The organism is Aeromonas schubertii (assembly GCF_000820105.1).
GTDB classification, from domain to species: domain Bacteria; phylum Pseudomonadota; class Gammaproteobacteria; order Enterobacterales; family Aeromonadaceae; genus Aeromonas; species Aeromonas schubertii.
Map to the genome: position 1 here is coordinate 46959 of NZ_CDDB01000068.1, position 23717 is coordinate 70675.

General features: G+C 62.3%; 17 protein-coding genes, 2 tRNA genes and 1 pseudogene. 5 read left to right on the forward strand and 15 right to left on the reverse strand.

Annotated elements, in window-relative coordinates; translation table 11 throughout:
• Window positions 1–39 precede the first annotated feature (39 nt).
• Window positions 40–987 carry a TerC family protein gene (locus BN1133_RS13465; protein WP_396021082.1) on the forward strand — a complete coding sequence of 316 codons (948 nt, stop codon included), beginning with the start codon at window positions 40–42 and terminating at the stop codon, window positions 985–987.
• Window positions 988–1019: 32 nt separating this feature from the next.
• Here the strand turns inward: BN1133_RS13465 and alr are convergent, their stop codons facing one another.
• Window positions 1020–2246, reverse strand: a complete 1227-nt coding sequence (alr, locus tag BN1133_RS13470) for an alanine racemase (protein ID WP_050667030.1) — start codon at window positions 2244–2246, stop codon at window positions 1020–1022.
• 149 nt (window positions 2247–2395) lie between these two features.
• On the opposite strand from alr, the gene BN1133_RS13475 reads away from it, so the two are divergent.
• Window positions 2396–2872, forward strand: coding sequence for a methyltransferase family protein (locus BN1133_RS13475; RefSeq protein WP_050667031.1), 477 nt, complete (start codon window positions 2396–2398; stop codon window positions 2870–2872).
• Here the strand turns inward: BN1133_RS13475 and BN1133_RS13480 are convergent.
• The 12 genes and pseudogenes from BN1133_RS13480 to BN1133_RS13535 all read right to left on the reverse strand — a co-directional run bounded on the left by BN1133_RS13480 (window position 2869) and on the right by BN1133_RS13535 (window position 20548).
• Window positions 2869–3198, reverse strand: a complete 330-nt coding sequence (locus BN1133_RS13480) for an MGMT family protein (protein WP_050667032.1) — start codon at window positions 3196–3198, stop codon at window positions 2869–2871. The two genes, BN1133_RS13475 and BN1133_RS13480, sit on opposite strands and share 4 nt — an antisense overlap.
• Before the next feature lie 88 nt (window positions 3199–3286).
• Window positions 3287–4840 carry a methyl-accepting chemotaxis protein gene (locus BN1133_RS13485; protein ID WP_050667033.1) on the reverse strand — a complete coding sequence of 518 codons (1554 nt, stop codon included), beginning with the start codon at window positions 4838–4840 and terminating at the stop codon, window positions 3287–3289.
• 117 nt (window positions 4841–4957) lie between these two features.
• Entirely contained in the window at window positions 4958–6508 is a 1551-nt protein-coding gene (locus tag BN1133_RS13490; RefSeq protein WP_050667034.1) for a methyl-accepting chemotaxis protein, read from the reverse strand.
• A 163-nt stretch (window positions 6509–6671) separates the two neighbouring features.
• Window positions 6672–8537, reverse strand: a complete 1866-nt coding sequence (locus tag BN1133_RS13495) for a beta-N-acetylhexosaminidase (protein WP_050667035.1) — start codon at window positions 8535–8537, stop codon at window positions 6672–6674.
• Entirely contained in the window at window positions 8522–9403 is an 882-nt protein-coding gene (locus BN1133_RS13500; protein ID WP_050667036.1) for a glucosamine kinase nucleotide-binding domain-containing protein, read from the reverse strand. The genes BN1133_RS13495 and BN1133_RS13500 overlap by 16 nt, the downstream gene beginning before the upstream one ends.
• Window positions 9396–11102, reverse strand: a complete 1707-nt coding sequence (locus tag BN1133_RS13505; protein WP_050667037.1) for a glycoside hydrolase family 9 protein — start codon at window positions 11100–11102, stop codon at window positions 9396–9398. Before BN1133_RS13505 ends, BN1133_RS13500 begins: the two co-directional genes overlap by 8 nt.
• 7 nt (window positions 11103–11109) lie before the next feature.
• The gene (locus BN1133_RS13510) at window positions 11110–12102 is read right to left on the reverse strand and encodes an ABC transporter ATP-binding protein (RefSeq protein ID WP_050667038.1); all 993 of its coding nucleotides are present in this window, start codon (window positions 12100–12102) and stop codon (window positions 11110–11112) included.
• An 11-nt stretch (window positions 12103–12113) separates the two neighbouring features.
• Window positions 12114–13124 (reverse strand): ABC transporter ATP-binding protein, encoded by a 1011-nt coding sequence (locus BN1133_RS13515; RefSeq protein WP_050667039.1) that lies wholly within the window; start codon window positions 13122–13124, stop codon window positions 12114–12116.
• A complete protein-coding gene (locus BN1133_RS13520; RefSeq protein ID WP_050667040.1) occupies window positions 13121–14032 on the reverse strand; it encodes an ABC transporter permease in 912 nt (303 codons plus the stop codon). Before BN1133_RS13520 ends, BN1133_RS13515 begins: the two co-directional genes overlap by 4 nt.
• A 1-nt stretch (window position 14033) precedes the next feature.
• Window positions 14034–15017, reverse strand: a complete 984-nt coding sequence (locus BN1133_RS13525; RefSeq protein ID WP_050667041.1) for an ABC transporter permease — start codon at window positions 15015–15017, stop codon at window positions 14034–14036.
• Between the two features lie 113 nt (window positions 15018–15130).
• A pseudogene (locus BN1133_RS13530) lies at window positions 15131–16816 on the reverse strand (ABC transporter substrate-binding protein).
• A 366-nt stretch (window positions 16817–17182) separates the two neighbouring features.
• Entirely contained in the window at window positions 17183–20548 is a 3366-nt protein-coding gene (locus tag BN1133_RS13535) for a hybrid sensor histidine kinase/response regulator (protein WP_153006722.1), read from the reverse strand.
• Window positions 20549–20831: 283 nt separating this feature from the next.
• On the opposite strand from BN1133_RS13535, the gene BN1133_RS13540 reads away from it, so the two are divergent.
• Window positions 20832–20907 (forward strand) — tRNA-Gly (locus BN1133_RS13540).
• Between the two features lie 18 nt (window positions 20908–20925).
• Window positions 20926–20999, forward strand: a tRNA-Cys gene (locus BN1133_RS13545).
• A gap of 50 nt (window positions 21000–21049) precedes the next feature.
• Here the strand turns inward: BN1133_RS13545 and BN1133_RS13550 are convergent.
• The gene (locus BN1133_RS13550; protein ID WP_050667043.1) at window positions 21050–21331 is read right to left on the reverse strand and encodes a hypothetical protein; all 282 of its coding nucleotides are present in this window, start codon (window positions 21329–21331) and stop codon (window positions 21050–21052) included.
• A 213-nt stretch (window positions 21332–21544) separates the two neighbouring features.
• Between BN1133_RS13550 and BN1133_RS13555 the strand changes: the two genes are divergently transcribed.
• Window positions 21545–21745, forward strand: coding sequence for a YbfA family protein (locus BN1133_RS13555; RefSeq protein ID WP_050667044.1), 201 nt, complete (start codon window positions 21545–21547; stop codon window positions 21743–21745).
• A gap of 373 nt (window positions 21746–22118) precedes the next feature.
• On the opposite strand, the gene mltF is transcribed toward BN1133_RS13555, so the two are convergent.
• The gene (gene mltF, locus BN1133_RS13560) at window positions 22119–23573 is read right to left on the reverse strand and encodes a membrane-bound lytic murein transglycosylase MltF (protein ID WP_050667045.1); all 1455 of its coding nucleotides are present in this window, start codon (window positions 23571–23573) and stop codon (window positions 22119–22121) included.
• Window positions 23574–23717 lie beyond the last annotated feature (144 nt).

Sequence of the window (23717 nt, forward strand, 5' to 3'; positions counted from 1 at the left end):
GTGGGTTTTGTCGTTTTGGAGGACTGAAAAATGGAACAAATGTGGTTGTGGGGCGGTTTTTTCGCCATCGTCCTGATCCTCTTGTGGGTGGATATTCGCTTCGTCGGGGGTGGCAAGGCGCACAAGGTTTCCCTGAAAGAGGCCGGCATCTGGTCGCTGGTGTGGTTTGCCGTGGCCATGCTGTTCAACCTTGCCATCTGGTGGTGGTATCAACGCAACGGGGGAGAGGCCGTCGCTCATCAGAAGGCGGTGGAGTTCTTCACCGGCTACCTCATCGAGAAGGCGCTGGCGGTCGATAACGTCTTCGTCTGGTTGATGCTGTTTGGCTATTTCGCCATCCCGGCCGAGCTGCAGCGCCGTGTGCTGCTCTACGGTGTGCTGGGGGCTATCGTCATGCGTGCCGGTATGGTGTTTGCCGGCAGCTGGCTTATCAGCCAGTTCCACTGGATCCTCTATCTGTTCGGGGCCTTCCTGCTGCTGACCGGTGCCAAGATGTTGTGGGCGGCGGACAAGGAGCCGGATCTCGAGAACAACGCCCTGCTCGGCTGGATGCGCCGCCGCTTCAAGGTGACCGAGACCCTGGAGGGGGAGAAGTTCTTCGTGATGCGTGACGGGGTGCGCTACGCCACGCCACTGCTGCTTATCCTGGTGCTGGTGGAGGTGAGCGATCTCATCTTCGCGGTGGACAGCATCCCGGCCATCTTCGCGGTGACGACCGATCCCTTCATCGTGCTTACCTCGAATATCTTTGCCATCATGGGGCTGCGGGCCATGTATTTCCTGCTGGCCGGCGTGGCCGAACGCTTCGCCCTGCTCAAATATGGCCTGGCACTGATCCTGATGTTTATCGGGGTGAAGATGTTGCTGCTCGATGTCTTCAAGATCCCGACCGGCATTGCGCTGGGAGTGGTGGCCGCCATTCTGGCGCTCTCCATGGGGCTGAGCCTCTGGGTGACGCGCAAGCAGAAGACGGCCACAGCCGAGTAATGAGAAGGGCTCCCGCGGGAGCCCTTGTTGCATCAGCGCTTGATGATACGTGGATTGGTGTAGCCCCAGATGGTGTACATGTCCGCCAGGAGGGCGCCGTTGTACTCCTCGAGATCGGACTGCTTCACCTCGGCGTTGCCCTGGCGGCCAAACAGCACCACCTCGTCACCCGGTTTGACCCCCTTGATGTCGGTCACGTCCACCATGATGGTGTTCATGGATGTCTTGCCCACCACGGGGGCCTTCTGGCCATTCACCAGCACATAGGCCTTGTTGCTCAGCGCCCGGCGGTAGCCGTCGGAGTAGCCCAGCGGCAGGTTGGCGAGCCAGGAGTCGCGTGCCAGGGTGAAGGTGCGGTCATAGCCGACGCTATTTCCCTTCGGGTAGTGATTGACCGAGGCGACCCGGGTCTTGAAGGCCATCACTTTCTTGTATTCGGTGTAGGAGGGAATGGTGTCGCCATAGATGATGCCGCCCGGGCGGACCATGTCCAGATAGGCCTCGGGCACCTCCAGGGTGGTAAAGGAGTTGGCACAGTGCAGGGTCAACTTGCTGCGATCCAGACGAGCGGCTTCGATGAGCCACTGGGTGTCGAGCTGAAACTGGGCGAAGCCCATCTTCACGTCCTCTTTCTCCTCGACCGGGAAGTGGGTCATGATGCCGACCACCTGCAGCCCCTTGAGCTTCATCAGGTCGAGTGCGTCGCGCTTGGCGTCGGAGAGGCGCAGATCCAGGCCGTTGCGGCTCATGCCGGCGGAGTTGAGCCCCAGATGGTACGCAATGGTGGTGTGGTGACGCAGGGCAATCTCTGACATCAGACGGGCGCTCTCCAGGCTGCCGACCAGCTCCTCCATCTTGTAGGGGAGGGCGGCTTCCACTTCTTGCGGGGTGGCGGCGCGCACCCGCATCAGACGGCCTTCGAAGCCCTTCTCACGGGCGACGCGAGCCTCTTCGTTGCTGGCGATGCCGATGCAGGGGATGCCGGCCTTGATCACGGAGGGGACCAGCAGATCGATGCCGTGACCATAGGCATCGGCCTTCATGATGGCGCAGATCTGCGGGCCCTTGTCGCCCAGGCGATCCTTCAGGGTCTGGATGTTGTGCTCGAAGGCGGCGACATCCACCTCGAGCCAGGCGTTGGCGGCGGCAAACTCCTGGCCGTTGCGATGGTCGCTGTCGAGGGGGAGGTAGGGGGCGGCCATGGTGGGGGCGGCAAGAATGCCGAGGATCAGGCTGGCCAGCAGCGTCTTCTTGTTCATTATTGTTCCTGTTATTGTCGTTGAGGTGGATGCATCACCGGAGTCATCAAGAGGCTAGCCGAAGTGCGGGCCCTGTGCATGCCCGAGGCCAGCTCAACGCTGGGACCCCAGTGAGGCGCTAAGTGTAACTGCCTAAAAGAAAAGAGAAAATGAAGCAGATCAGGTTTTCAATAGAGGCTGTTCATCACGGTCTGGCTCGGCTTCCTCCTCCGCTGATCTTCTTGTTCAGCCTGGGTGTGATGTTCCTGTCCGGTGGCGTGGGCCGCGACCGCGGCATCCCCTGGCTGCTGCTGGTTGTCGGCCTCTTCTCGGTGGGCCTGTTGATCGCACTCTGGGCCTTGTTGGGCCTCAGGTTGCACCACACTACGCTCGACCCCATTCATCCGGAACAGAGTCGTACTCTGGTCACCACCGGGGTCTATCGCCTTAGTCGCAACCCCATGTACCTCTCTTTGCTGCTGTGGTTACTGGCCTGGGGCTGCTGGCTACAAGGGGGATGGTGGGGTGTGCTGCCGTTTTGGCTGTGGATGGACAAGGTGCAGATCCCCAGAGAGGAGCGTGCACTAGGGGCACGCTTCGGTCACGATTACCGCGATTATTGCCGCCGGGTCCGCCGCTGGTGTTAAAAGGGGAGTAAAAACAGCAGCTCGGCCAGATCCGGCTGCCACTGCCACTCCTTGAGCCGGACGCGCCCTCCCAGCACCACAACCCCCTCCTGTTGCAGTCGCCCCACCTGCTCTTCGTGTGCGGCCGAGCCGATGGGTAGTGAGATGCGGCCACTGGCCCCCACTATTCTGTGCCAGGGAAGCTCGCGTTCACTGCTTTTGAGCACCCTGCCGACCAAGCGGGCCCGCCCGGGAAGGCCGGCGAGATCGGCCACCTGCCCATAGGTGGCGACCCGACCCACCGGGATCAGGGTGATGAGGGTTTCGATGCGCTGCGCGGGTGTCATGGGGTGGCTCCGGCCAAAAGCCCATTGTGATCTGCGTGGCCGGGAGAGACAAGAGAAGGGGAGAGTATCGCCTCTCCCCCGGAGCCGCTTAGCCGAAGGTGCGGGTCAGCTCCTTGAGCTGGTTGGTGCGCCCCAGCAGGGAGGTGCTGCTTTGGGTGACCTCCTCTATCTTCAGGCTGTTGTCGTGGGAGAGAGAGGAGATTTGATTGACGTTGCGGCTGATCTCCTCGACGACGGTCTGTTGCTCCATGGCGGCGGCCGAGATCTGGGTGGAGAAGTCCGAGATTTTGTCGATCTCCTCCAGCATCCGGTGCAGATTGTCGGAGCCGGCTCGGGTGGTTGTCAGGCAGTGGGCGGTCTGCTCCAGATTGCGGTGCATCACATCGCGCCACTCGTTGAGGGTCTTCTGGATATGGCCGATGCTCTCCTGGATCTGCTCGGTGGCGCCGTGGGTCCGGGTCGAGAGGCTGCGTACCTCGTCGGCCACCACCGCAAAGCCACGCCCCTGCTCTCCGGCACGGGCTGCCTCGATGGCGGCGTTGAGGGCGAGCAGATTGGTCTGATCGGCGATGCCCTGGATCTCGCTCATCACATGGCCGATGCGGTCGGCCTCATTGGCCAGGGCGACGGCCGAGTCGAAGGCATCCTTGGCCTGAGTGGCCAGCTTGTCCATCTCTTGACCCACCTCACCCAACTGCCCATCCGTCTGCTGGCAGTGACGGCGAGCCTCGTCTATCTGGGAGCTGGTCTCCTGGATATTGCGGGTGATCTCGTTGGCGGTGCTCGCCATTTCCGTGATAGCGGTGGCTACCTGCTGGATCTGCTGGTCCTGATCCGTGATGGCCTGGCTCGCGAGTCGGGCCGAGCCGGTCAGATCATCGGCCAGCCCTTTGAGGGAGTAGGTGGCATCATCCACGCGGCCCAAGACGGTGCGGATGCGGGCCTGCCACAACTTGATATGGAAGTCGGCGATGCTGTGAGGGGAGTTACCCGAGAAGATAAGGCGGCTGACGCTGTCATATTCTCGGCTCAGGCTCTGCAAGAAGCGTGGGGTGGTGATGAGGGAGTCACGCATCAGCACAATGCCGGCCACGAGGGGCAGCAAGACCCAGAGTGCGGTGAGGGGGCCTGCCAGCCAGAAGAGGGCCCCTGCCGAGGCGGCCATGAGGCCCTTCGCCAGCCAGGGGGAGAGGGTTTTCAGCAGGCCGGCCCCACGTTTTGTCTGACGCTCCTGGCGCTTGAGATCCCCATAGAGGCGGGTTGCGATCGCCTTGCTCTCGGGGGTGGTTCGGCAGCGCACCGACTGGAAGCCGCAGATAGTGCCGTTTTCATAGATGGGGGTGACATAGGCATCCACCCAGTAGTAGCGACCATCCTTGCAACGGTTCTTGACCAGCCCGCGCCAGGGCTCTCCTGCCTTGAGATGGTGCCACAGGTCGCCGAATGCGGCCTTTGGCATATCCGGGTGGCGTACCATGTTGTGGGGCTTACCGATCAACTCCTCCCGGGTGTAGCCGGCAACCCGGCAGAAGTGATCGTTGGCGTAGGTGATGATGCCGCGCAGATCCGTGGTGGATACCAACTGTTCGTCGTCGGCAAAATCCACCTCTTGATCCACCAGTGAGCTGTGTCCAATGCTCATGTTTGTCTCCCTGATTATCCCGTTTGTTGTTAAGGCCGTCGGTACCCGCTCCATGGGGTCAAACGGCTCGAGGATCAGTGTAGACAAACTGGAGAAAATGATAGATTTGACAGTTGCTCAACCAAAAGTGTGGCCGAGCCCGGCCAGTTGCCCAGCCCGCCGCTGCAGCTCTTGCCCTGTGTCGCGTACCTCGCCGAGCTTGGCGCTGTTGAGGCTGCTGTGGTGGGAGACCTGTTGCAGCGCCTCGCACATCTGCTCGATCACGCTCTGTTGTTCGGCCGTATTGACACTGATATGACCGGCGCTGCGGTTGACCTCCGCCAGTGAATGTTGCACCTCCTCCAGGGTATCGGCCCCCTCCCGGGTGAGTTCGGCGCAGTGACGGGTCTGGGCCAGATTGGCCTGCATCAGACCCTGCCAATGGAGCAGTGTCTGCTGAATACCTTCCATGCGCTGCTGGATCTGTACGGTGGCATCCTGGCTTCGCTTGGAGAGTGCCCTCACCTCCTCAGCCACTACCGAGAAGCCGCGTCCGTGCTCCCCGGCGCGGGCGGCCTCGATAGCGGCGTTGAGGGCAAGCAGGTTGGTCTGCTCGGCAACGGCGCCGATGGCCCCCATGATGTCATCGATGCGGCGTGACTCCTCGCTCAGGCGCTGGGCCATCTGGTGTGCCTCCTGCGCTTGATCGGCCAGGGCCTCGACTGCCTGGCGTGTCTGGCGCAGGGTCTGGGTTGCCTGCTCACTGCGCCGGGTAATCCCCTCAATCTGGGTGGCGCAGTGGTGGATATGGCGTGTCACCTCGGTGGCACCACTGCCGAGCTGGTTCATGGCCGCTGCCAGTTGGCGGGTCTGATCCTCCTGTTGGCGCATCGCCTGGCTGGCCGCTTCGCTGGAGTGATCGAGCCGCTCTGCCAGTCGGTGCAGGCTGGCGGTGGCATCGTCGACGCGTCCCAGCACGGTGCGGATCCGCGCCTGCAGCATCTTGATATGAAAGTCGGCCACGGCCCCCGGCCGTTTTCCCGAGTAGATGAGGCGGGTCAGGCTGTCATATTCCCGGGCCAGATGGCGCAGGTAGCGTGGCAGGGCGAAGAGCTCGTGTCGGCAGAAGATGGCGACCAGCAGCAGAGGGAGAAGCAGATAGGGCAGGGCATCGATCCCTTCGTGAAAGGTACCCAGTGCCAGACTGGTCAGCAGCAGGAGCGGGAGTAGCCAGGGGCGAAGCCGCTGCAGTGAGAGGGGAGGACGCCGCCCATCCCGCTCCATGGCGAGCAGCAGGCGATAGCTCTGCTCGGCCTTTTGCACCAGCTCCGGTTCCGGTTTGCTGCGCACCGATTGATAGCCGACCACCTGGCCTTCCTCCATCAGGGGGGTCACATAGGCATCGACCCAGTAGTAGCGGCCATCCTTGCAGCGGTTTTTGACCACGCCACGCCAGGGCTTGCCCTGCTTGAGCTGTTGCCAGAGATCCCCGAAGGCGGCCCTGGGCATATCGGGATGGCGCACCAGATTATGGGGCTGACCGACCAGCTCCTGGGGGGCATAGCCGGCGATCTGGCAGAAGGCATCGTTGGCATAGGTGATGTTACCGGCAAGGTCCGTGGTAGAGACCAGTTGCTGACTGGCATCGAAGGTGACCTCTTGGTCGAGCAGGGGGGCGGCGCGCAGCATGAACCGATTGAGAACCATTTTGTGATGGAAATGGGGCGGGATTGTGCCAAAAGTTGTCGCAAAGTGGCATTGCGTGTAGCGGCAATGTTGTCATTATTTTTGTGATTATGTGACGGCCATGACAAAAAAGGCGGCCAGAGGCCGCCAACAGGAAAGGACAACATCAGGTCCGAAGCGGGCGATAGCCAACCCCCAGTCGGTCGAGCATCTTCAACTGGCCCGGCAGCCGGGCACACAGCGCCTGCCAGGAGCGTTGTGGCATCATGCTCCAGGCCACCTCAGCCGCGGCAAGCAGGCGGGGGTAGAGCATGTAGTCCAACCGCTCCCGGGAGGTGATGTGCTCGCTCCACAGGGGGCTCAAAATGCCGAGTATGTTGTCATGGGCATGGAAATCGGTAGGCGCGGGATCGCAGCCATAGAGGGTGCGCAGATCCAGGGTGCCGGCCCAATAGAGACCCGGTTCGTCGATCTCTTCGCTCCAGGCCAGATCCAGGTAGAGGTACTGTGCCGGGGCCATGATGACCGGATAGCCGGCCGAGGCCGCCTCCAGGCCAGCCTGAAACGAGGTCCAGGCGCAGACGGTGGCCTGCTGGCTCACCTTATCCCCGTGCAGGATCTCCTCCCACCCCATCATCTGTTTCCCCTTGCCGGCCAGGTAGCGTTGGCAGTGGCGCAGCAGGTGTCCCTGTAACTCCCTGGTATCCAGATACCCTTGGTCGCGCATCAGGGCATGGCAGGCCGGGCTGTCGCGCCACACCCCTTCCGGCACCTCGTCTCCCCCCATGTGGATCCAGGGGCCGGGGAAGAGCTCGCACACCTCGTCGAGCACGGCCTCGAGGAAGGTGTAAGTGCCGGGGAGCGCCGGGTTGAGCACATTGTCCTCAAAAAACTGGACCGAGCGGTAGCGGGAGCCGTCGGCGGGCTCGGTCAGCAGCTCGGGCAGCGCCTTGATAGCCGCATGGCAGTGGCCCGGGATGTCGATCTCGGGGATCACGGTGATCCCGAGCGTCGCCGCATGGGCCACCACTTCCCGTACCTCGCTCTGGGTGTAATAACCCCCGTAAGGGCCCGGACCGCCGCTCAGCTGGGGGGGGATCGGCAGATCGTGGCCGCGCCAGGCTCCCACCTCGGTCAGGGCCGGAAAAGCATGGATCTCCAGGCGCCACCCCTCGTCATCGGTCAGATGCCAGTGAAAGCGGTTGAACTTGTAGAGCGCCATCTGGCCGAGCAGCCGCTTGATGGTCTCTACCCCGTGGAAATGGCGGGCGCAGTCGAGAAAGAGGCCGCGAAAACCAAAGCGCGGCGCATCTTCCACCTCGATGCAGGGCAGTGACTCTCCGTGTTGCAACACCCATTGGGCCAGGCTCATCAGGCCGTGACGCCAGCCCAGGCTCGAGGCGGCGACAATGTCGATACCGGCCGGAGTGATACGCAGGCGATAAGCCTCCTCGGCCATGGGCTCGAGGCTGAGCCGGATCAGGGGGTCATGATCCTGGCGCAGGGAGAGGCCGGTCTGCTCGTTGAAGGGGCGCAGCAGAGCGGTGACCGGCTCCGGGGCCGCCACATGGGCCTGTTTGGGCAGGCGAAACTCCCCGTCGAGCAGCCGCCAGTGGCGGGGGGCGGGCACCAGGCCGGCCTGCTCCTCGGCAGGATCCAGATCCGGTGTGGTGCGTGTGGTGGGAGGGAGCCTCAACTCCCGCTGGCCTATGGTCAGGGGCAACAGGGCCGAGTGTGAGTCGGCGCCGCAGTAGCCGAGATAGCACCCTTGCGGCAGATCGGAGAGGCGCTGGAGGGGGGCATCCGGGCAGCAAAACTCGACGCTGAGGCTGTTCGGGGCGAGGGCGATCACCTTGTAGCTGCCCACCTGGCGCTGCAAGGTACCCCCTTGCACACTGTCTGGCGCCAGGTAGCGGGCCAGGCAGAAGTGGAGCGTGGCGTCCAGCGGAGGACGCTCGGTCAGGGTCATGCGTAGCCAGATATCGCGCCCCTCCCGGCGAATCACATCCAGATCGATCAGGGGTGCAGACATGGCAGCTCCTTGTTGTTGATAAAGAGAAGAGCCCCCTCCAGGGCATCGGCCCGGGGGGGAACCAGCAGGTCCGGGCAGCTCCGGGCGAGACGCGGGGCCATGGCCTGCCCTATGCCTCCGAGCAGGGCAATGGCGGGGGCTCCCAGCCGCTGCATGCCGCGCAGCAGGGTCGTCAGGGTGGCCAGCAACTCCTCCTCCAGCCCCTGAGCCAGTTCGTCTCCATCCCGTGCGGCTTCGATGACCCAGGGGGCAAAGCGGCCATAGTCGGCAGGAATGGCCTGGCTTGCCCAATGCACGGCCTCTACCTGATCGCGACCGAAGTGATCCATGATGCGCACCGCCAACAGGCTGGGCGGTAATATGCCGTCGTGGCTGAGTAGGGCGCTCTGGAGCGCGCGCAGGCCGAGCCAGGCACCGCTGCCGAGATCCGAGATGGGGAAGCCGCGACCCGAGCAGGTCCTGATTTCCCCTTTCTGATAGATGAGTCCCACTGAGCCGGTCCCTGCGATAAGGATGGCTCCCTCTTGGCCTCCGAAGGCGCCGAGGCAGGCACCGAAGGCATCGGAGGTGAGGCGCACCTCGGCAAAGGGGAGTGGCTCGGCCAGGAAGGCGCGGTAGCAGTGGGGCAGTTCGGCCGAGGCCAGCGCCAATCCGGCATGGAGGCGCCCGTAGTCATGCGAGCCCAGGCCCGCCTCGGCCAATGCGCCGTCGATGGCGGCCATGACAGCCCCCTTAGCGGACTCGATACCGAGTTCCAGATTGCTGCCGCTGGCTCGCCCCTCACCGAGCAGTCGTCCGGTCACATCGCGCAGGCGAGCCCGGGTGTGAGTGCCACCGCCGTCGACCCCGATGAAGATCTTACTCATGAGGCACCCCCTGCAGGGTGATCGCCAGAGCAAACCAGGCGGCGTGCGGGATCCACTGCTCACCCCAGCGCCAGTTCTGATCCAGCCGCTCCCGGTAGGGCTCGGGGATGAAGGCGATATCCGCCTCGTCGTCAAACCCTGAAGTGATACCGTTGCAGATCCCCCCGGCGGCGTTGGGCCAGCCGGCGGTATAGGCCGGGTTGTTGATGCCGTGGCCGTCCAGCATGCAGGCATTGAACGGGTTGGCGCCGAGGATCCAGTCGAGCTGACGCTGGCCGTGCGCCTCGAGACGTGCCGCCAGTTGCGGCAGCAGGGGACGGGCGGCGAAGGCGAGGGCCGCGAGCGAGGCGAGCCGCGCGTTCTCCCCCTGCCACCAGTAGCCCGATTCGTTGCGATGGGGCATGAAGAAGGCGAGGTGGGCCTGCTCATCGACCCCCTTCACATACTGGCGAGCCAGGGCAAAGGGGTTGCCCGGCGCCGCACACCAGGCCAGCTCGCTCGTGAGCGAGCGCTCAATGGTGCGCAGTGCCCCCTGCAGGCGCTCGTGTTCCGGCTCTATGCCGAGGTATTCGATAAGTGCCAGTGCCGGCAATCCCGCTTCCACCGCGTGGTAGTAGGGGCGCGAGCCATCGTCGTTGGCGCTCCAGTAGTGGCCCCCGTCCGGATGGGGCCGCAGGCGCCGCTCCAGCTGGGTAGCCCAGTGACGGGCCTCTCCCAGCCAGTCGCCGCCGAGGGTGCGGGTCAGCTCGACGGCGGCCAGCAGGGCGCAGTACTCGTCGATGATGTTCTCCCGCCCGTCATCGAGATAGTGGAGGTTCATCTCGCGCAGATGGCGATAGCCGAGCTCGGCTGCGGCGGCGTAGTGGGCATTGGCAAACTCCCCCGGCTCACTCTCGCGGGCGGCCCGGGCAAGGGCGGCGATGGCCATGCCGCCCCCCTGGCGAAAGCCCGCCTGCCAGTTGGTCGACTTGTGCCCCTGTTGGGTGGCGTAGGCGCACAGCTCCCGCTGCTCGGGGTCTTTGCTCCACTTGTCGAACAGGGTCATGTAGAAAAAGCCCGACTCGTGTTGCATGCGGCAGAGAAAATCGGCCCCGTGCAGCGCCTCGTCCGTGAGGCGCTTACACAGGTGCTGACTGTCGATATCCCCTTGGCGCGCCAGCAGGGCACGGCACTTGAGCAGGGACCAGACCACCAGGGGGGTCTGCTGGGGATTCATGTAGTTGGCGTAGGAGAGGTGGCTCAAGTACTTGCTCACATCGCCACTGGCGTCATACCAGCCGCCGTGCACGTCGCGGCGCTCTTCACTGCCCAGAATGCGGGCCGAGCGATCGGCGCGCTCGAAGCGGCCGCTGCAGCGCTGCCCCTTGAAGTAGTGGATAAGATCCGAGAGGCAGCGGCGGCGCAGCAACTGCTCACCGACCCGAAAGCGGGTCGAGCGGAGTATGCCGTGGCGGGTGACCGCCTCGAGGCGATACTCCCCCGGCGCGCCGAGGGCCGAGAAGTCTCCTTGCCAGAAGAAGCGTCCCTGCCACCCCGGGACGGTGCCTGCCGGCTCCAGAGGCACCTCGAGGACCACGGCGTCGTCATCGAGACGGCGCACCCTCAGGGTGCCCTCGAGAGGGGCATCGCTCGCCTTTTGCAGCAGTGCCCGTTTGAGGGCACCGCACTCATAGCCAAGCTGGTTGATCAGCAGCTCCATGGGGCCCTCACTCGAACAGATAGCAGCGCACGAAGTGGTTGTCGGCGAGTCGGGTCACCGGCGGCAGGGCCGTCCTGCAGCGCGGCTGGGCCGAGTTGCAGCGTCCGGCGAAGGGGCAGCCGCACGATTCGGGCGTCCACAGCGGGATCTCTCCCTTGCGCCCCCCCTCCAGGGCCGAGTGGATACTCTTCTCGGGGTCGGGCACCGCCGAGATAAGCAGCTGGGTATAGGGGTGTTGGGGGTGGTGCAAAATTTCGTCCACCTCGCCCCACTCCACCATGTGACCCACGTACATCACCGCCAGGTCCTCGGCTACATAGCGGGCGGTGGCGATGTCGTGAGTGATGTAGAGCATGGAGATGCCGAGCTCGTTCTTCATCTGCTCCATCAGGTTGAGGATGCCGATGCGGATGGAGACGTCGAGCATGGAGGTGGGCTCGTCGGCCAGCACCACCTCGGCCTCCACCGCCAGGTTGCGGGCGATGTTGACCCGCTGGCGCTGACCGCCGGAGAGCTGGTGGGGATACTTGGCGGCGGTCGCCTTGGCCGGGGTCAGCCCCACTTTTTCCAGCAGACCATGGACCATGTCAGGCAACTCTTTCTTGTCGACGACTTTGCTGTGCAGCAGCAGGGGGCGGGCGATGTGGTGGTAGATGGTATGGGTGGGATTGAGCGAACCGAACGGGTCCTGCCACACCATCTGCACACTCTGGCGGTAGTCGAGCAGGGCGGTGCCCTTGTTGAACTCTTCCAGATCGCGTCCCCGGTAGAGGATGCGGCCGCTGCTCGCCTTGTACATCTTGGCAATGATCTTGGCCACCGTGCTCTTGCCCGAGCCCGATTCGCCCACCACCGCCAGGGCCCGCCCCTTGGAGAGGGTGAAGCTGATGTCGGAAAGCGCCCGCATCTTGTCGCTCTTCAGAGCGTTGGAGTTGATGGGGAAGTCCTTGTAGAGGTGCTGCACCTCGATGATGGCTTCCTGTCTGTGTGCAATCGTCATGGCTTACATCCTCAAGCGCCAGCGGCCCGACTGAAGTGAATGATCTGATCCTCTGCCTGGGGGGGGAGGTGGCAGGCGGCGAGCTGTCCCGGCCGCACCTCGTGCAGGGCCGTGTACTCCTGCTTGCAGCGGTCGTGTACCCGGTTGCAGCGCGCCTGGAAACGGCAGCCGACCGGCACCTCCAGCAGGTTGAGCGGGGTCCCCGGGATCCCCTCCAGCACAGTTTTCGGGCCATGCAGGGGAGGGAAGGAGTTACCCAGCCCCCGGGTGTAGGGGTGCAGCGGTGCAGTCAGGATCGCCTTGGCCGGGGCCACCTCCACCAGCTCGCCGGCGTACATGATGCCGATGCGATCGCAAAACTCGACCATGAGCGAGAGATCGTGAGTGATGAAGAGGATAGAGAAGTTGAACTTCTCTTTGAGCGCATAGACCTTCTGCAGGATCTCCCGCTGCACCACCACGTCCAGGGCCGTGGTCGGCTCGTCCATGACAAGCAGCTCGGGGTTGAGGGCGAGCGCGATGGCGATCACCAGGCGCTGGCGCATGCCGCCGGAGAACTGGTGCGGATAGTCGAGCAGCCGGCTCGGGTGGATGTCGACGATCTCGAGCAGCTCCTGGGCACGCTTGATGGCCTCATAGCGGGTCATTCCCGGGTTGTGGGCCAGCAGCACGTCGCAGAACTGTTCCTCCATACGCAGCACCGGGTTGAGCGCGTTCATGGCGGACTGGAACACCACCGACACCTGTTGCCAGCGGTAATCGCGCAGGCGGCGCTCGCCGTAGTGCAGTATGTCTTCCCCCTTGAACAGGATCTGGCCACCACTGATGTAGGCGGGCGGCTTGTGCAGCCGGGCTACCGAGAAGGCGACGGTGGACTTGCCGCAGCCCGACTCGCCGGCGAGGCCGAAGATTTCGCCGCGCTGGATATCAAAGCTGACCGAGTTGACGGCGCGCACGTCGCCGCTCTCTGTGATGTAGTCGACGCAGAGGTTTCGCACCGACAGCAGGGGTTGGGGGCTCATGCGGTCTTCTCCTCGGTCAGGACTGGGGTGGGGGCAGCCAGCTTCTTCCAGCGGGCCAGCCCCTTGTGAGAGCGCAGCTGCGGGTTGGCTATCTCGTCGATGGCGAAGTTGAGCAGGGCAAGGCCGGCACCGAGCGTTGCAATGGCGAAGCAGGGGGCCAGGATCTCCCACCAGGCGCCGACCAGGATGGCGCTCGAGGTCTGGGCGTTGTAGAGCATGATGCCCCAGCTCACCACAGTGGGGTCACCCAGGCCCAGGAACTCCAGAGTCGCCTCGGTGACGATGGCGTAGATGATGGAGCCGATGAAGCTCACCCCTATGATGGAGATGAGATTGGGCAGGATCTCTACCAGTATGATGCGCCAGGCCGGCTCGCCCAGCACCTCGGCGGCGATGACGAACTCCTTCTCGCGCAGGGCCAGGGTCTGGGCGCGGATGACGCGCGCCCCATAGGCCCAGGAGGTGAGCCCTATGATGAGGGCGATGACCCAGGGGGAGGCCTCCCCGATAAAGCTGGCGAGCACCAGTAGCAGGGGGAGGTTGGGGATCACCAGCACCACGTTCATCAGGAAGGTGAGGCACTCGTCCACCAGACCGCCGAAGTAGCCGGCGGTGATGCCGATGGCGACGGCGAGAGCACACACCAGCAGGCCGGCGCTGAAACCCACCATGAGCGAGATGCGGGCACCGTTGGTGAACTGGGCCCAGATATCGTGCCCCATGCGGGTGCTACCCATCACATGCTCGGTGCTGGGGGGCTGGTGGGGGCGGGCGACTCGCTTGGTGGGCTCATGGGTGGCGAGCAGCGGGGCGAACAGAGCCATCAGCACGAAGGTGAGAACGATGATAAGGCCGAAGGTCGCCTTCTTGTTGCCGAGCAGGATCTTGACGATGGCAGGCATACGCATCTTATTTGCCTCCTTTGCGCAGACGCGGATCGAGGAAGACGTAGAGCACGTCGGCGAGGAAGTTAAAGGTCAGCATGGTGATGGTCATGATGAGCAGTTGCCCCTGGATGAGGGGGTAGTCGCGCGCCAGGATCCCCTGATAGAGGGTGAGGCCCAGGCCGGGGTAGTTGAACACCACCTCGGTGATGAGGGAGCCGCCGATGACGTAGCCGAGTGCCATGGAGAGGGCGGTGACGCTCGGCAAGATGGCGTTGCGCGCCCCGTAGTTGAAGATGACCCGGGTGGTGGAGAGCCCCTTGGCCTTGGCCATGGTGATGTAGTCCTCACCGAGCAGGTTGATCATGTTGTTGCGCATGGTGATGAGAAAACCGCCTATCTGCACCAGCGCCAGGGTCCCCACCGGCATGATGGCGTGGGTCAGGACGCTCTTGATGTGCTCCCATCCCCAGTCGGCCGGGATCTCCGGGCTGTAGGCGTAGCCGATAGGCAGCCACTCCAGGCTTACCCCGAACAGGAAGAGGGCCATCAGGGAGACCACCACGGGGGGGATCGCCTGCATCACCAGGGTGAGTGGGGAGAGCACGCTGTCCATGCGACCGCCCCGATACCAGGCGGCGAAGATGCCGATGACAGAGCCGATGGCAAAGCTCAGCACGGTGGAGGTACCGACCAGAAACAGGGTCCAGCCCAGGGCGCGGCCCAATACGTCGGCTACCGGCTGCGGGTAGAAGCGCACCGAGGTACCAAGGTCCCAGGTGAAGACGCTCTTCACATAAGTCAGAAACTGGGTGCCGATGGGGCCATCCACGAAGCCGAAGGTGGCCTTGAGGGCCTCGAGAGCGGCAGGCTCCATCATGGCGCCGGCGCGGGCAAACATGACCGAGACAGGATCGCCGGGCATGGCGCGAGGCAGCAGAAAGTTGATGATGGCGGCCACCAGGAAGGCGACCAGGTAGAAGGAGAAACGTCTTAGTACGAAGCCCATGATGACACCTTTTTACAACCGATCCCCTGGCGGCCGGCAACAGCAACCCAACCCATGGGGATGGGGAGAGGCCGGAGAGGGGAAGAGGCCCCCCGCAGGGGGCCGGGTGTGGTTTAGCTGTTGGGTTTGAGCGACAGGACGTGCAGCAGGCGCTCGGGGGTGTCCGGGTGGACTTGCGGCTTGGCAACCGGGTTGTCGGCACTGAACCAGCCGCTGAAGCGCTTGGTGCTGTACTCATATCAGGTCGGGTTGTTGAACACAGGGATGATGGTCTGGTTGGCGCCGACCTTCTCCTGGATGGCGAACATGATCTCCTTCTGCTTGGCGGCGTCGGCCGTCTGGGTGAAGGCGTCGATCAGCTTGTCCAGCTCCGGATCCTGATAGCGGCTGGCGGCGAAGCGGTTGCCACGCTCACCCATGTTGCGGGAGTGGAAGGCGGTCTCGAAGTACTTGTGCGGGTTGGCACCGGCAAAGTAACCCTGCAGGGCCGCGTCGAAGTCGCCGGTTACCAGGGCTTCGGTCCAGACGGTCGCCTCCGGGGTAGAGGTCTTGGCATTGATGCCAAGGGCCTGCAGACCCTCCACACCGATCTGTACCGTGTTGACCCAGTCGGTCCAGCCGTTTGGCACCAGCACCTTGAATTCGATCTTCTTGCAGCTCGGGGTGTCGAGGAACTTGTCGCCGTCACAGTCCTTGTAGCCCGCTTCCTTCAGCAGCGCCTTGGCCCCTTCCAGATCGAACTTGTTGAACTTGCCGTACTGCTTCTCCACATCCGGATTGTCCCAGGTCTCGAAGGCCCGGCCCAGGCCCGACGGATATTCGTTAATGGTCGGGTAACCGTAGCCGGCGATGTCCACCATGGACTGGCGGTCCATGGCCATGGAGAAGGCCCGGCGGAAGTTAACGTCGTTAAAGGCCTCGTGGTTGCCCGGGTGCTTGGTCTTGAAGTTGACGTTGAAGGCCACGGTGCCGGAAGCGGGGAACCAGTACTTGTTGTTCTTGGGATCGTTGCCCACGTAGAGGCGCTCGATGTCCGGCACGAAGGAGCCGAACCAGTCGACATCGCCCTTCATCACGGCGGCCAGCACCTGGTCGTTGGTGGCCATCTGGGGCATGCGCAGACAATCGATGGAGAGGCTGGCGTTATCCCAGTAGTGGGGGTTGCGGCACTGGGTATAGAGCTGGGCCGAGAAGTTCTCCACCTCGGTGAAGGGGCCGGTACCGACCGGCTTGTCGTTGGTGAAGGCCACCGGATCTTTCACCGATTTCCACTGGTGCTCCGGCACTATGGGCACCAACACCAGATCGTTGACCACGTTGGTGTTCACTTCGCTCAGGGTGAACTTCACCTTGTTGGGAGCCAGCTTCTCGACGCCGGTGATCTGGGTCCAGATGGAGCGTTCATCCAGGGCCTTGTTGGCCTTGACCAGGTTGAAGGAGAAGAGCACATCGTCGGCATCAAACTTCTCGCCGTCGGACCACTTTACCCCGTCGCGCAGGTCAAAGGTGACCGACTTGAGGTCATCGCCGAAGGTGTAGTTGGTCGCCAGACGGAAGACAGGTTTGCCCCCTTGCATGTCATTGAAGATGACCAAGGGTTCGTAGATGAAGTGACGGGTGGTGTGCAGCAGACCAGCCTGCAGGAAGGGGTTGAAGTTCTTCACCCAGGCCGTTTCCTGCTGGGCCACCAGGGTCAGCACGGTTTTATTGTCGGCCGCCATGGCGGTGCCGGCAGTACCGGCCACCATCAGGGTACCCAGCATGACCGAGGCAGAGAGTTTGGACAGTTTGGCAAGCATAGTTATTCCTTTCTTCTTTTATTCCTTGTTGGGGTGAGCACCGAGCCTCGCATGCTGGTGAGGTCGGCCCTCTGTCGTTGGTGTGGTCTTGCGCCACATTTGCTATCCAACGTCTCTAGCAAAGCAGAGGTGAGGGCAGAACCCAAGTGGCGAGATCGTCGTTTTCGTAAAAAACACCATCGCTTCGTCAAATTCGTCAAATAATCTTTTTATTCTTTTAAAATCATGATGTTAAATTAATTCATTTAGCGTGATAAGCGTCGGTAAAAAGCCGGTTTTTACAAAAATGTGACAAGGGTCCTGCGGTCGGAAGGGGGCTTTCCCGGGGCTTGTTTTTTCCGTGAAAAAAAAGAGCCCCCCAAGGGCTCAGGGACGTCGTCCGGCGAGCTGGCGCAACTCCTGACTGCACTGATGCAGCCGCTGGCGGGAGGCCTCATCGAGGGGGCAGTGATGGAGTACATACTCGGCGGTGGCCACCACCGTCTTCCAGCGTGGCGTCTGGGGCAGGGTATCCAGATGCAGGTACTTGTCGAGGGTGCGGGTCTGGGGGCTCGACTTGTCGAGATAGACGCGCCACAGCTTGCTCTTCTCGGCCAGCGCCACCTTGCCCTTGCCGGTGGCGCTCTGCCATGCCTCCAGTGAGAGCTGCATGGTATCGACCAGGGTGCGGCGCAGGGGGTCGTCATCCTGCTGGCGGATCAGGGTGTCGGCCAGGGTGCGGAACTCGCCGCCGAGGCGACTGAGCTCACCCAGCAGGTGCGGATCTTCGATGATGGCCTGGCGCGACAGGGTGCGCAGGGCATTCTCCAGAGCCAGCACCCGCTCCGGGGTGGCCGTCTCCTGGGGCAGCAGGCAGAGGGCAAACGCCTCCTGCCCCTGGAACCGGGTCGCCACAAGATGTGCTGTCACTGGCGTCGCTTGCCCGGCCAGGGAGAGAGTGAGGGTCTGCTCCCCCTCCTCAAGCTCGGGAACAGGGGTGACCAGCAGCTCCCCCAGAGGCAGGGGGTCGGGCAGTGTATCAGGCAGGCCGAGCAGCTCGCTGGCAGCCCGGGAGGCGAAGAGCACTATGCCGTCCGGGTTGACGAACAAGAGCGGGTCGCGTCCCTGGGTGAGCAGGCTTAGCAGTTGACGCTGGTCCTCCTGCAGGGCCTGCTGCAGGGAGAGCCGGCGCTCGACTTCGCGTTTGAGCAGATCGTTCTCCACCAGGGTGTCGCGTCCACGCTTGGCGTCGAGCAGGGCGTTGACCCGGGCCAGCAGCTCCTCCCGGGCGAAGGGCTTGACCAGATAGTCATTGGCCCCGGCGCTGAACCCCTCTTCGATATCCTTGGGGGCGCCGAGGGCGGTGAGCAGCAGCACCGGCAGGCGATCCCGGGGGATCTGCTCACGCAGGCGGCGGCAGACATCAAAACCCGACAGGGTCGGCATCATGACATCGAGCAGCAGCAGATCCACCGGCTCCTCCTCGAGGCGGCGCAGGGCGTCGTGGCCATCTCCGCTGGTCAGGATGCGATAACCGCAGGGGGCGAGCAAATGCTGCAATATGTGCAAGTTGATGGGCTCATCATCGACCACAAGCAGGCAAGGGGCATCCTCGGGGAGGGGGGCCGCTTCGTAGTCGGGGAGCGGCGCCGGTTGGTGGCGCAGCAGCTGATGCTCCATGGGGCGGGCATCCGGCGTCGCCGGGCTGGCGCCGGCGCGGGCCAGGGGAAGGGTGAAGGAGAAGGTCGAGCCCACGTCCCGCTCGCTGGTGACCTCCAGGCTTCCCCCCATCAATTGCACCAGCTGGCGGGTGATGGTCAATCCCAGACCCGATCCTTGTTTCACACCCTCCAACTGCACCAGGGGTTCGAAGATGTGCTCCAGATGCTCCTGTCCTATGCCTATCCCAGTGTCTGTGATGCGAAAACGCAGCCGATCCCCCTCGATGGCGGCGCTTAGCACCACCTTGCCCTCCGGGGTGTACTTGATGGCATTGCCCACCAGATTCCAGAGTACCTGCTCCAGGCGCTGCTCGTCCGCCATGACGGCGGGGAGATCCGCTGGCGTCAGGTCCACCAGACGCAGGGGTTTGGCCTGCACCAGATGGTGGCAGAGGTCGAGCACCAACCGGATCACCCCCTTGGAGGAGACCGGGGTGGTATGGATATCGAGCTGGCCATGGCGCATGCGGTGGTAGTCGAGCAGATCGTCAACCAGGCGGGCCAGGCTGTCGGCGCTCTTGATGATGAGGTTGAGCTGATCCTGCTGGCGTTCGCTCAGGGCGTCCTGTCGGGTGAGCATGGCTTCTGCCATGCCTCTGATGCCATGAATCGGGGTGCGCAGCTCGTGGGAGGTGTTGGCCAGCAGCTCGTCTTTGAGCCGGTCGGCCTGCTGCAGGCTTAAGTTCTGGTGATGCGTCAGCTCGACCTGCTCCTGCAGCGCCTCCGTCTGGCGGGCAATCAGGGCCAGCTTCTCCCGAAGGGAGGATTGCATATGGGCGAAGGCTCGGGAGAGGGTGGCTATCTCGTCATCGCCTCTGGGTGGGGAGATGGGATGATCCAGATCCCCGTTGGCTACCCGTTCTGCCGCCTGGGCCAACTCCCGCAAGGGTGCCGTGATGGTGCCCGAGAGCCAGCGGGAGAGGAAGATGGCGAGTATGATGGAGCCCAGAGCCAGGGTAATGGTGAAGGTTTCGAGCTGGCGGATCCGGGCATAGGCCTCCCGGGTCGAGATCTCGGCGATCAACGCCCATTCGGAGCCAAACACCCTGACCGGGGTGTAGGCGGCCAGCACCTCGTCTCCCAGGTAGGAGGTAAAGAGTCCAACCCCCTGCTCTCCCGCCAGGGTTCGCTCTACCAGCGGCGTGTTCATGGGGCGCGCAGCCGGGGAGAAACTCTGGGCCACGCTGTAACGGGGATCGAGCCAGGCATCGGCACGCATGCGCCGATCCGGCCCCACCAGTATGGTCTCACCGGTCTCCCCGAGCCCCTCACGCTCTCCCATGATCTCGCTGATCTTGTCGGTGCGCAGCTCGAAGATGACCACGCCACGCACATAGTCGTATTGCATCACGGGCGCGGCCAGGTAGGCGACGACCTCGCCGCTCAGGGGATTGAGACCGAAGTCGCTGAATTCAAAGATCTGTTGGGGAGAGAGCCCCCCGTCCAGGCTGCGTTTGACCCGGCGAAAGGTACTGGCCAGGGCGCTGGTTTGATAGGGGCCCGAGAGCAGGTTGGTGGCAAAATTGGGGCGCTTGGTCACCGAATAGACCACGTCACCGCTGAGATCGACCAGATAGATGTCCGAGTAGTGGCTGCTGCGTACTATGTCCGCATAACCCCGGTGGAAGCGCTGATGGACCCGGCCGTACATCTCGTCGGCGAGGATAAGGGCGCTGATCTCCGGCAAGGCGGGGAGTTCGGGATCGGGTTTTTGCAACTTGTCCCAACTGCCGGCCTGATAGCGCTGGGCTGCCCGTTGGCGTGCCGCTTCCGGGGTGGTGCCGAGTTTTTCAAAGGCGCCGGTAAAGCCGTAGAAGCGTCCTATGCTGTTGCCGGCAAAGTCCTGGCGGGCGAAGGTGACGATCTGCTCCTTGAGATTGCCAAAATAGTCCTCGAGTTGGGATTTCTTGATGTTGCGAGCCGAGACCAGATGGTTGGAGGTCTGCTCGGTGAGATCCTTGCCGTGAGAGTGCAGAAAAAGCATGGAAACGGCCAGGAATGGCACCATCCCCAGCAGGAAGAAGACCAACATCAGTCGAGGCCGAAGGCCGGTTGCGCGCGAAATCCCTGTCATGCCAACGATTGCATTGAGTCGATTTTGAATATCTAGCCACATCTTGACCAAAAATGTCTGTTTTTCAATGTACTTAAGCCCAAATCGCCCGCCGGCTCACAAACAGGAGTGCTCTTTTTGGACGCTTTGCGTGAAGTGTGAGCAAACGAGTCGAAAGGGAAGGATTCGAGCTAAAAAACACTTGTCTCATCCCGTCGCACCCGTATAATGCGCCTCGTTGTCAGGCAGCTGTCTGCACAAGGCGGGAATAGCTCAGTTGGTAGAGCACGACCTTGCCAAGGTCGGGGTCGCGAGTTCGAGTCTCGTTTCCCGCTCCAAACTCTCTTCGAGAGCATGGCGCGTTAACAAAGCGGTTATGTAGCGGATTGCAAATCCGTTTAGTCCGGTTCGACTCCGGAACGCGCCTCCATTTTTCAACAAAAAGCCCGCTCATCGAGCGGGCTTTTTGTTTTATTCCTGCTATTGCAGTGTCATATCACATGCCTTCTCCCGCCACTGTTTCAACAGATGGTGGCTCACCTCGTCGAATGTCCGGCGATCCTTGACCCGGGTTGCCGTTGCCATCAACTCCTCGATGTCGGCCATCCGGCTTTTGAGCACCCCACATTGCCACATGGTGCCATTGATGGGGACTCTGTCACTCAGTTGAACCAGGTCGTCGTGATTGGTTTGCCAGTCTTGAGCTTCGGGCCACAGCAGCAGACCGGCGATCAGGATCAGTACAAGCTCGCTCAGATGCATGACTCCTCCCTGTGTCAGAAAGCAGGACACCTTAACTGTGGCCAGCATGTGGTGAGAGGGCAATGTGTGTTTTTTATGTAATTAAATTGTGTTTTTGGCTTTCCTTTTTTGATTTGCAACTCAGTAAATAGGGTTTTTTACGATTTTATGTAGTAAAAGAACATTGATGGCGCTATGCTAACTCAAGTGGTCCAACCAGTGAGGTGTAGAGTCATGTTCCAGCCTTTTACTCTGACCCGGATCGTACTGCGTCGCTGCTTCGTACTGCTTATCGGGTTGTTGGCATTTCCTGTCATGCTGTTTCGTCGTGACAGGGCTCGTTTTTATAGTTATCTCCATCGTGTTTGGTGCAAAACCAGCAGCAAACCGGTCTGGCTTAAACAGAGCGAGCGTGCCGAGCGCATCTTCTACTGATGTGCCGCCCATACAAACAATCCCGCCATGGCGGGATTGTTTGTATGTACAGCGCAGGAAAACGTGAGGCCCGGCAGATGCGGGCCTCGTTTCGAATAAAGCTGACAGTCGTTACGCTGCCAGCGGGGCGGGGAGCAGGAAGTCCGAGCGTTGTCTGCGGTGACGCTGGCGTTTCTCGGCACTGAGCTTCAACCGGCGTCGTTGATTCCAACCACTCTTGATTTTGCTGCTCACCAGGCTTGCTCGTCTGCGTCTTGGCATCCTGACCTCCTAGTGGTGCAGGGCCTGAATTCTGGTGGAACTGTTTGATTTAAAAAGTGAACCCTTCAGGCCATGGGTCGATACTAACAGAAGAAGGCGAGGAGTAAACAGCTTAGCCCGAGAGGGCCGTCAGCAGCGTATTGGCAGCGGAAGTCGATTTGACGGGTTCGGCCGCCAGTGCCTCATCCTGATCCAGCAGGCTCTCCCGCTGCCTGAGCTTCTGCTGCTCGTTGTCGAGCCAGAGCAGGCTCTGGTAGTACTGGCGCACGTTGTTGACGTAGTTGCGTGCCTCACCGCCGCGGGCGTAGCCATAGCGCACCTTGCGGTGCCAGCGGGACTCTTGCAACAAGGGCAGCACATCCTTGACGTCGCTCCAGCTGTCGGGGTTTTTACCCCGCATCTTGGCCAGCCGACGAGCGTCCATCATGTGGCCGTAGCCTATGTTGTAGGCGGTCAGTGCAAACCAGAACTTCTCATCCTCGGGGACCGAGTCCGGTACCTGTTCGATAAGCTGGTGCAGGTAGCGGGCACCTCCGGCGATGCTCTCTTCGGGATGGGTTCGATCCTTGACTCCCAGAGACCTGGCGGTATTTTCGGTCAGCATCATCATACCGCGCACCCCGGTGTAGGAGCGGGCATCCGGGTTCCAGTGAGACTCCTGATAGCTGAGGGCCGCGAGCAGACGCCAGTCGAGCTTGCCGGCATGAGCCTTGAAGAGCGACTGATACTTGGGCAGCAGTGTCTTGGCACGCTTCAAGAAGGTGCGAGTGTCGACGAAGTCGAAGTTCTGCACGTGGCCGAAGTACTTCTCGTCGAGCTGGGCTATGGTGCCGTCGAGAAAGCGCTGGCCAAAGAAGTCGATGACGCTGGCGTAGAGAGTGTCATCGGGCAGCTTGGCCATGGCCCACCCCACCTGATAATCGTTCTCCAGGGTCAGCCCCTCGGCGAGATCGGGATAATAGCGCTGGATCCGCGCCAGTATAGTGTCGTGGACTATGGTGTAGTCGATCTTGCCCTCGGCGACCTGGCGCAGCAGCTCCTCGTGGTCGGCAGTTCGGCTCACTTCCCAGGTGAGATTGGGGTAGCGCGCCTTGAGCTGGCGCAGCTGCTCTTCGCTGGCCGAGCCGGCGGCAATCACCAGCCTGCCCTTGAGATCGGCAAAACTCTTGGGTTTGGCCGTGCCCTGGCGATAGACCAGCTTGGGTGACACCTGATAGTACCCCGGACCGAAGCGCATCCCCTTGCGACGCTCGGGGGTGATGGCGATGGCCCCGGCGGCCAGATCCAGGTCCCCGTGACGGAGCCCCTGCTCGATGGCACTGGCAGAGTCCATGGGACGCATGTCGAGCCTGACGCCCAGCCAGTCGGCATAGGCTTTGGCCAGCTCGTAGTCATACCCCTGAGCGATATTGTCACGTTGATAGTAGGAGGTGGGCCCGTAGACGGTGCCGACTCTCAGCTCCCCTCGGGCGCGGATCTGCTCCAGCTGGCTGGTGGGTTGGCTGAGGTTGCAGCCAGTCAGCAGCAGGGCAATCGACAGAATGAACCATTTGGCTAGTAGTCTCAAACAGACCTCTCTGGTTGTCTAAAAAATCAGCACTAGTCAAAAAAGAAGCACCTTTATACCAGAGAGTGTGCGCCCTGTCACATCGACGGAGGGGTGAAAAACGTTTGTCCGTGGTCGGGCCCCTCCCTATAATACGCGCGTCTT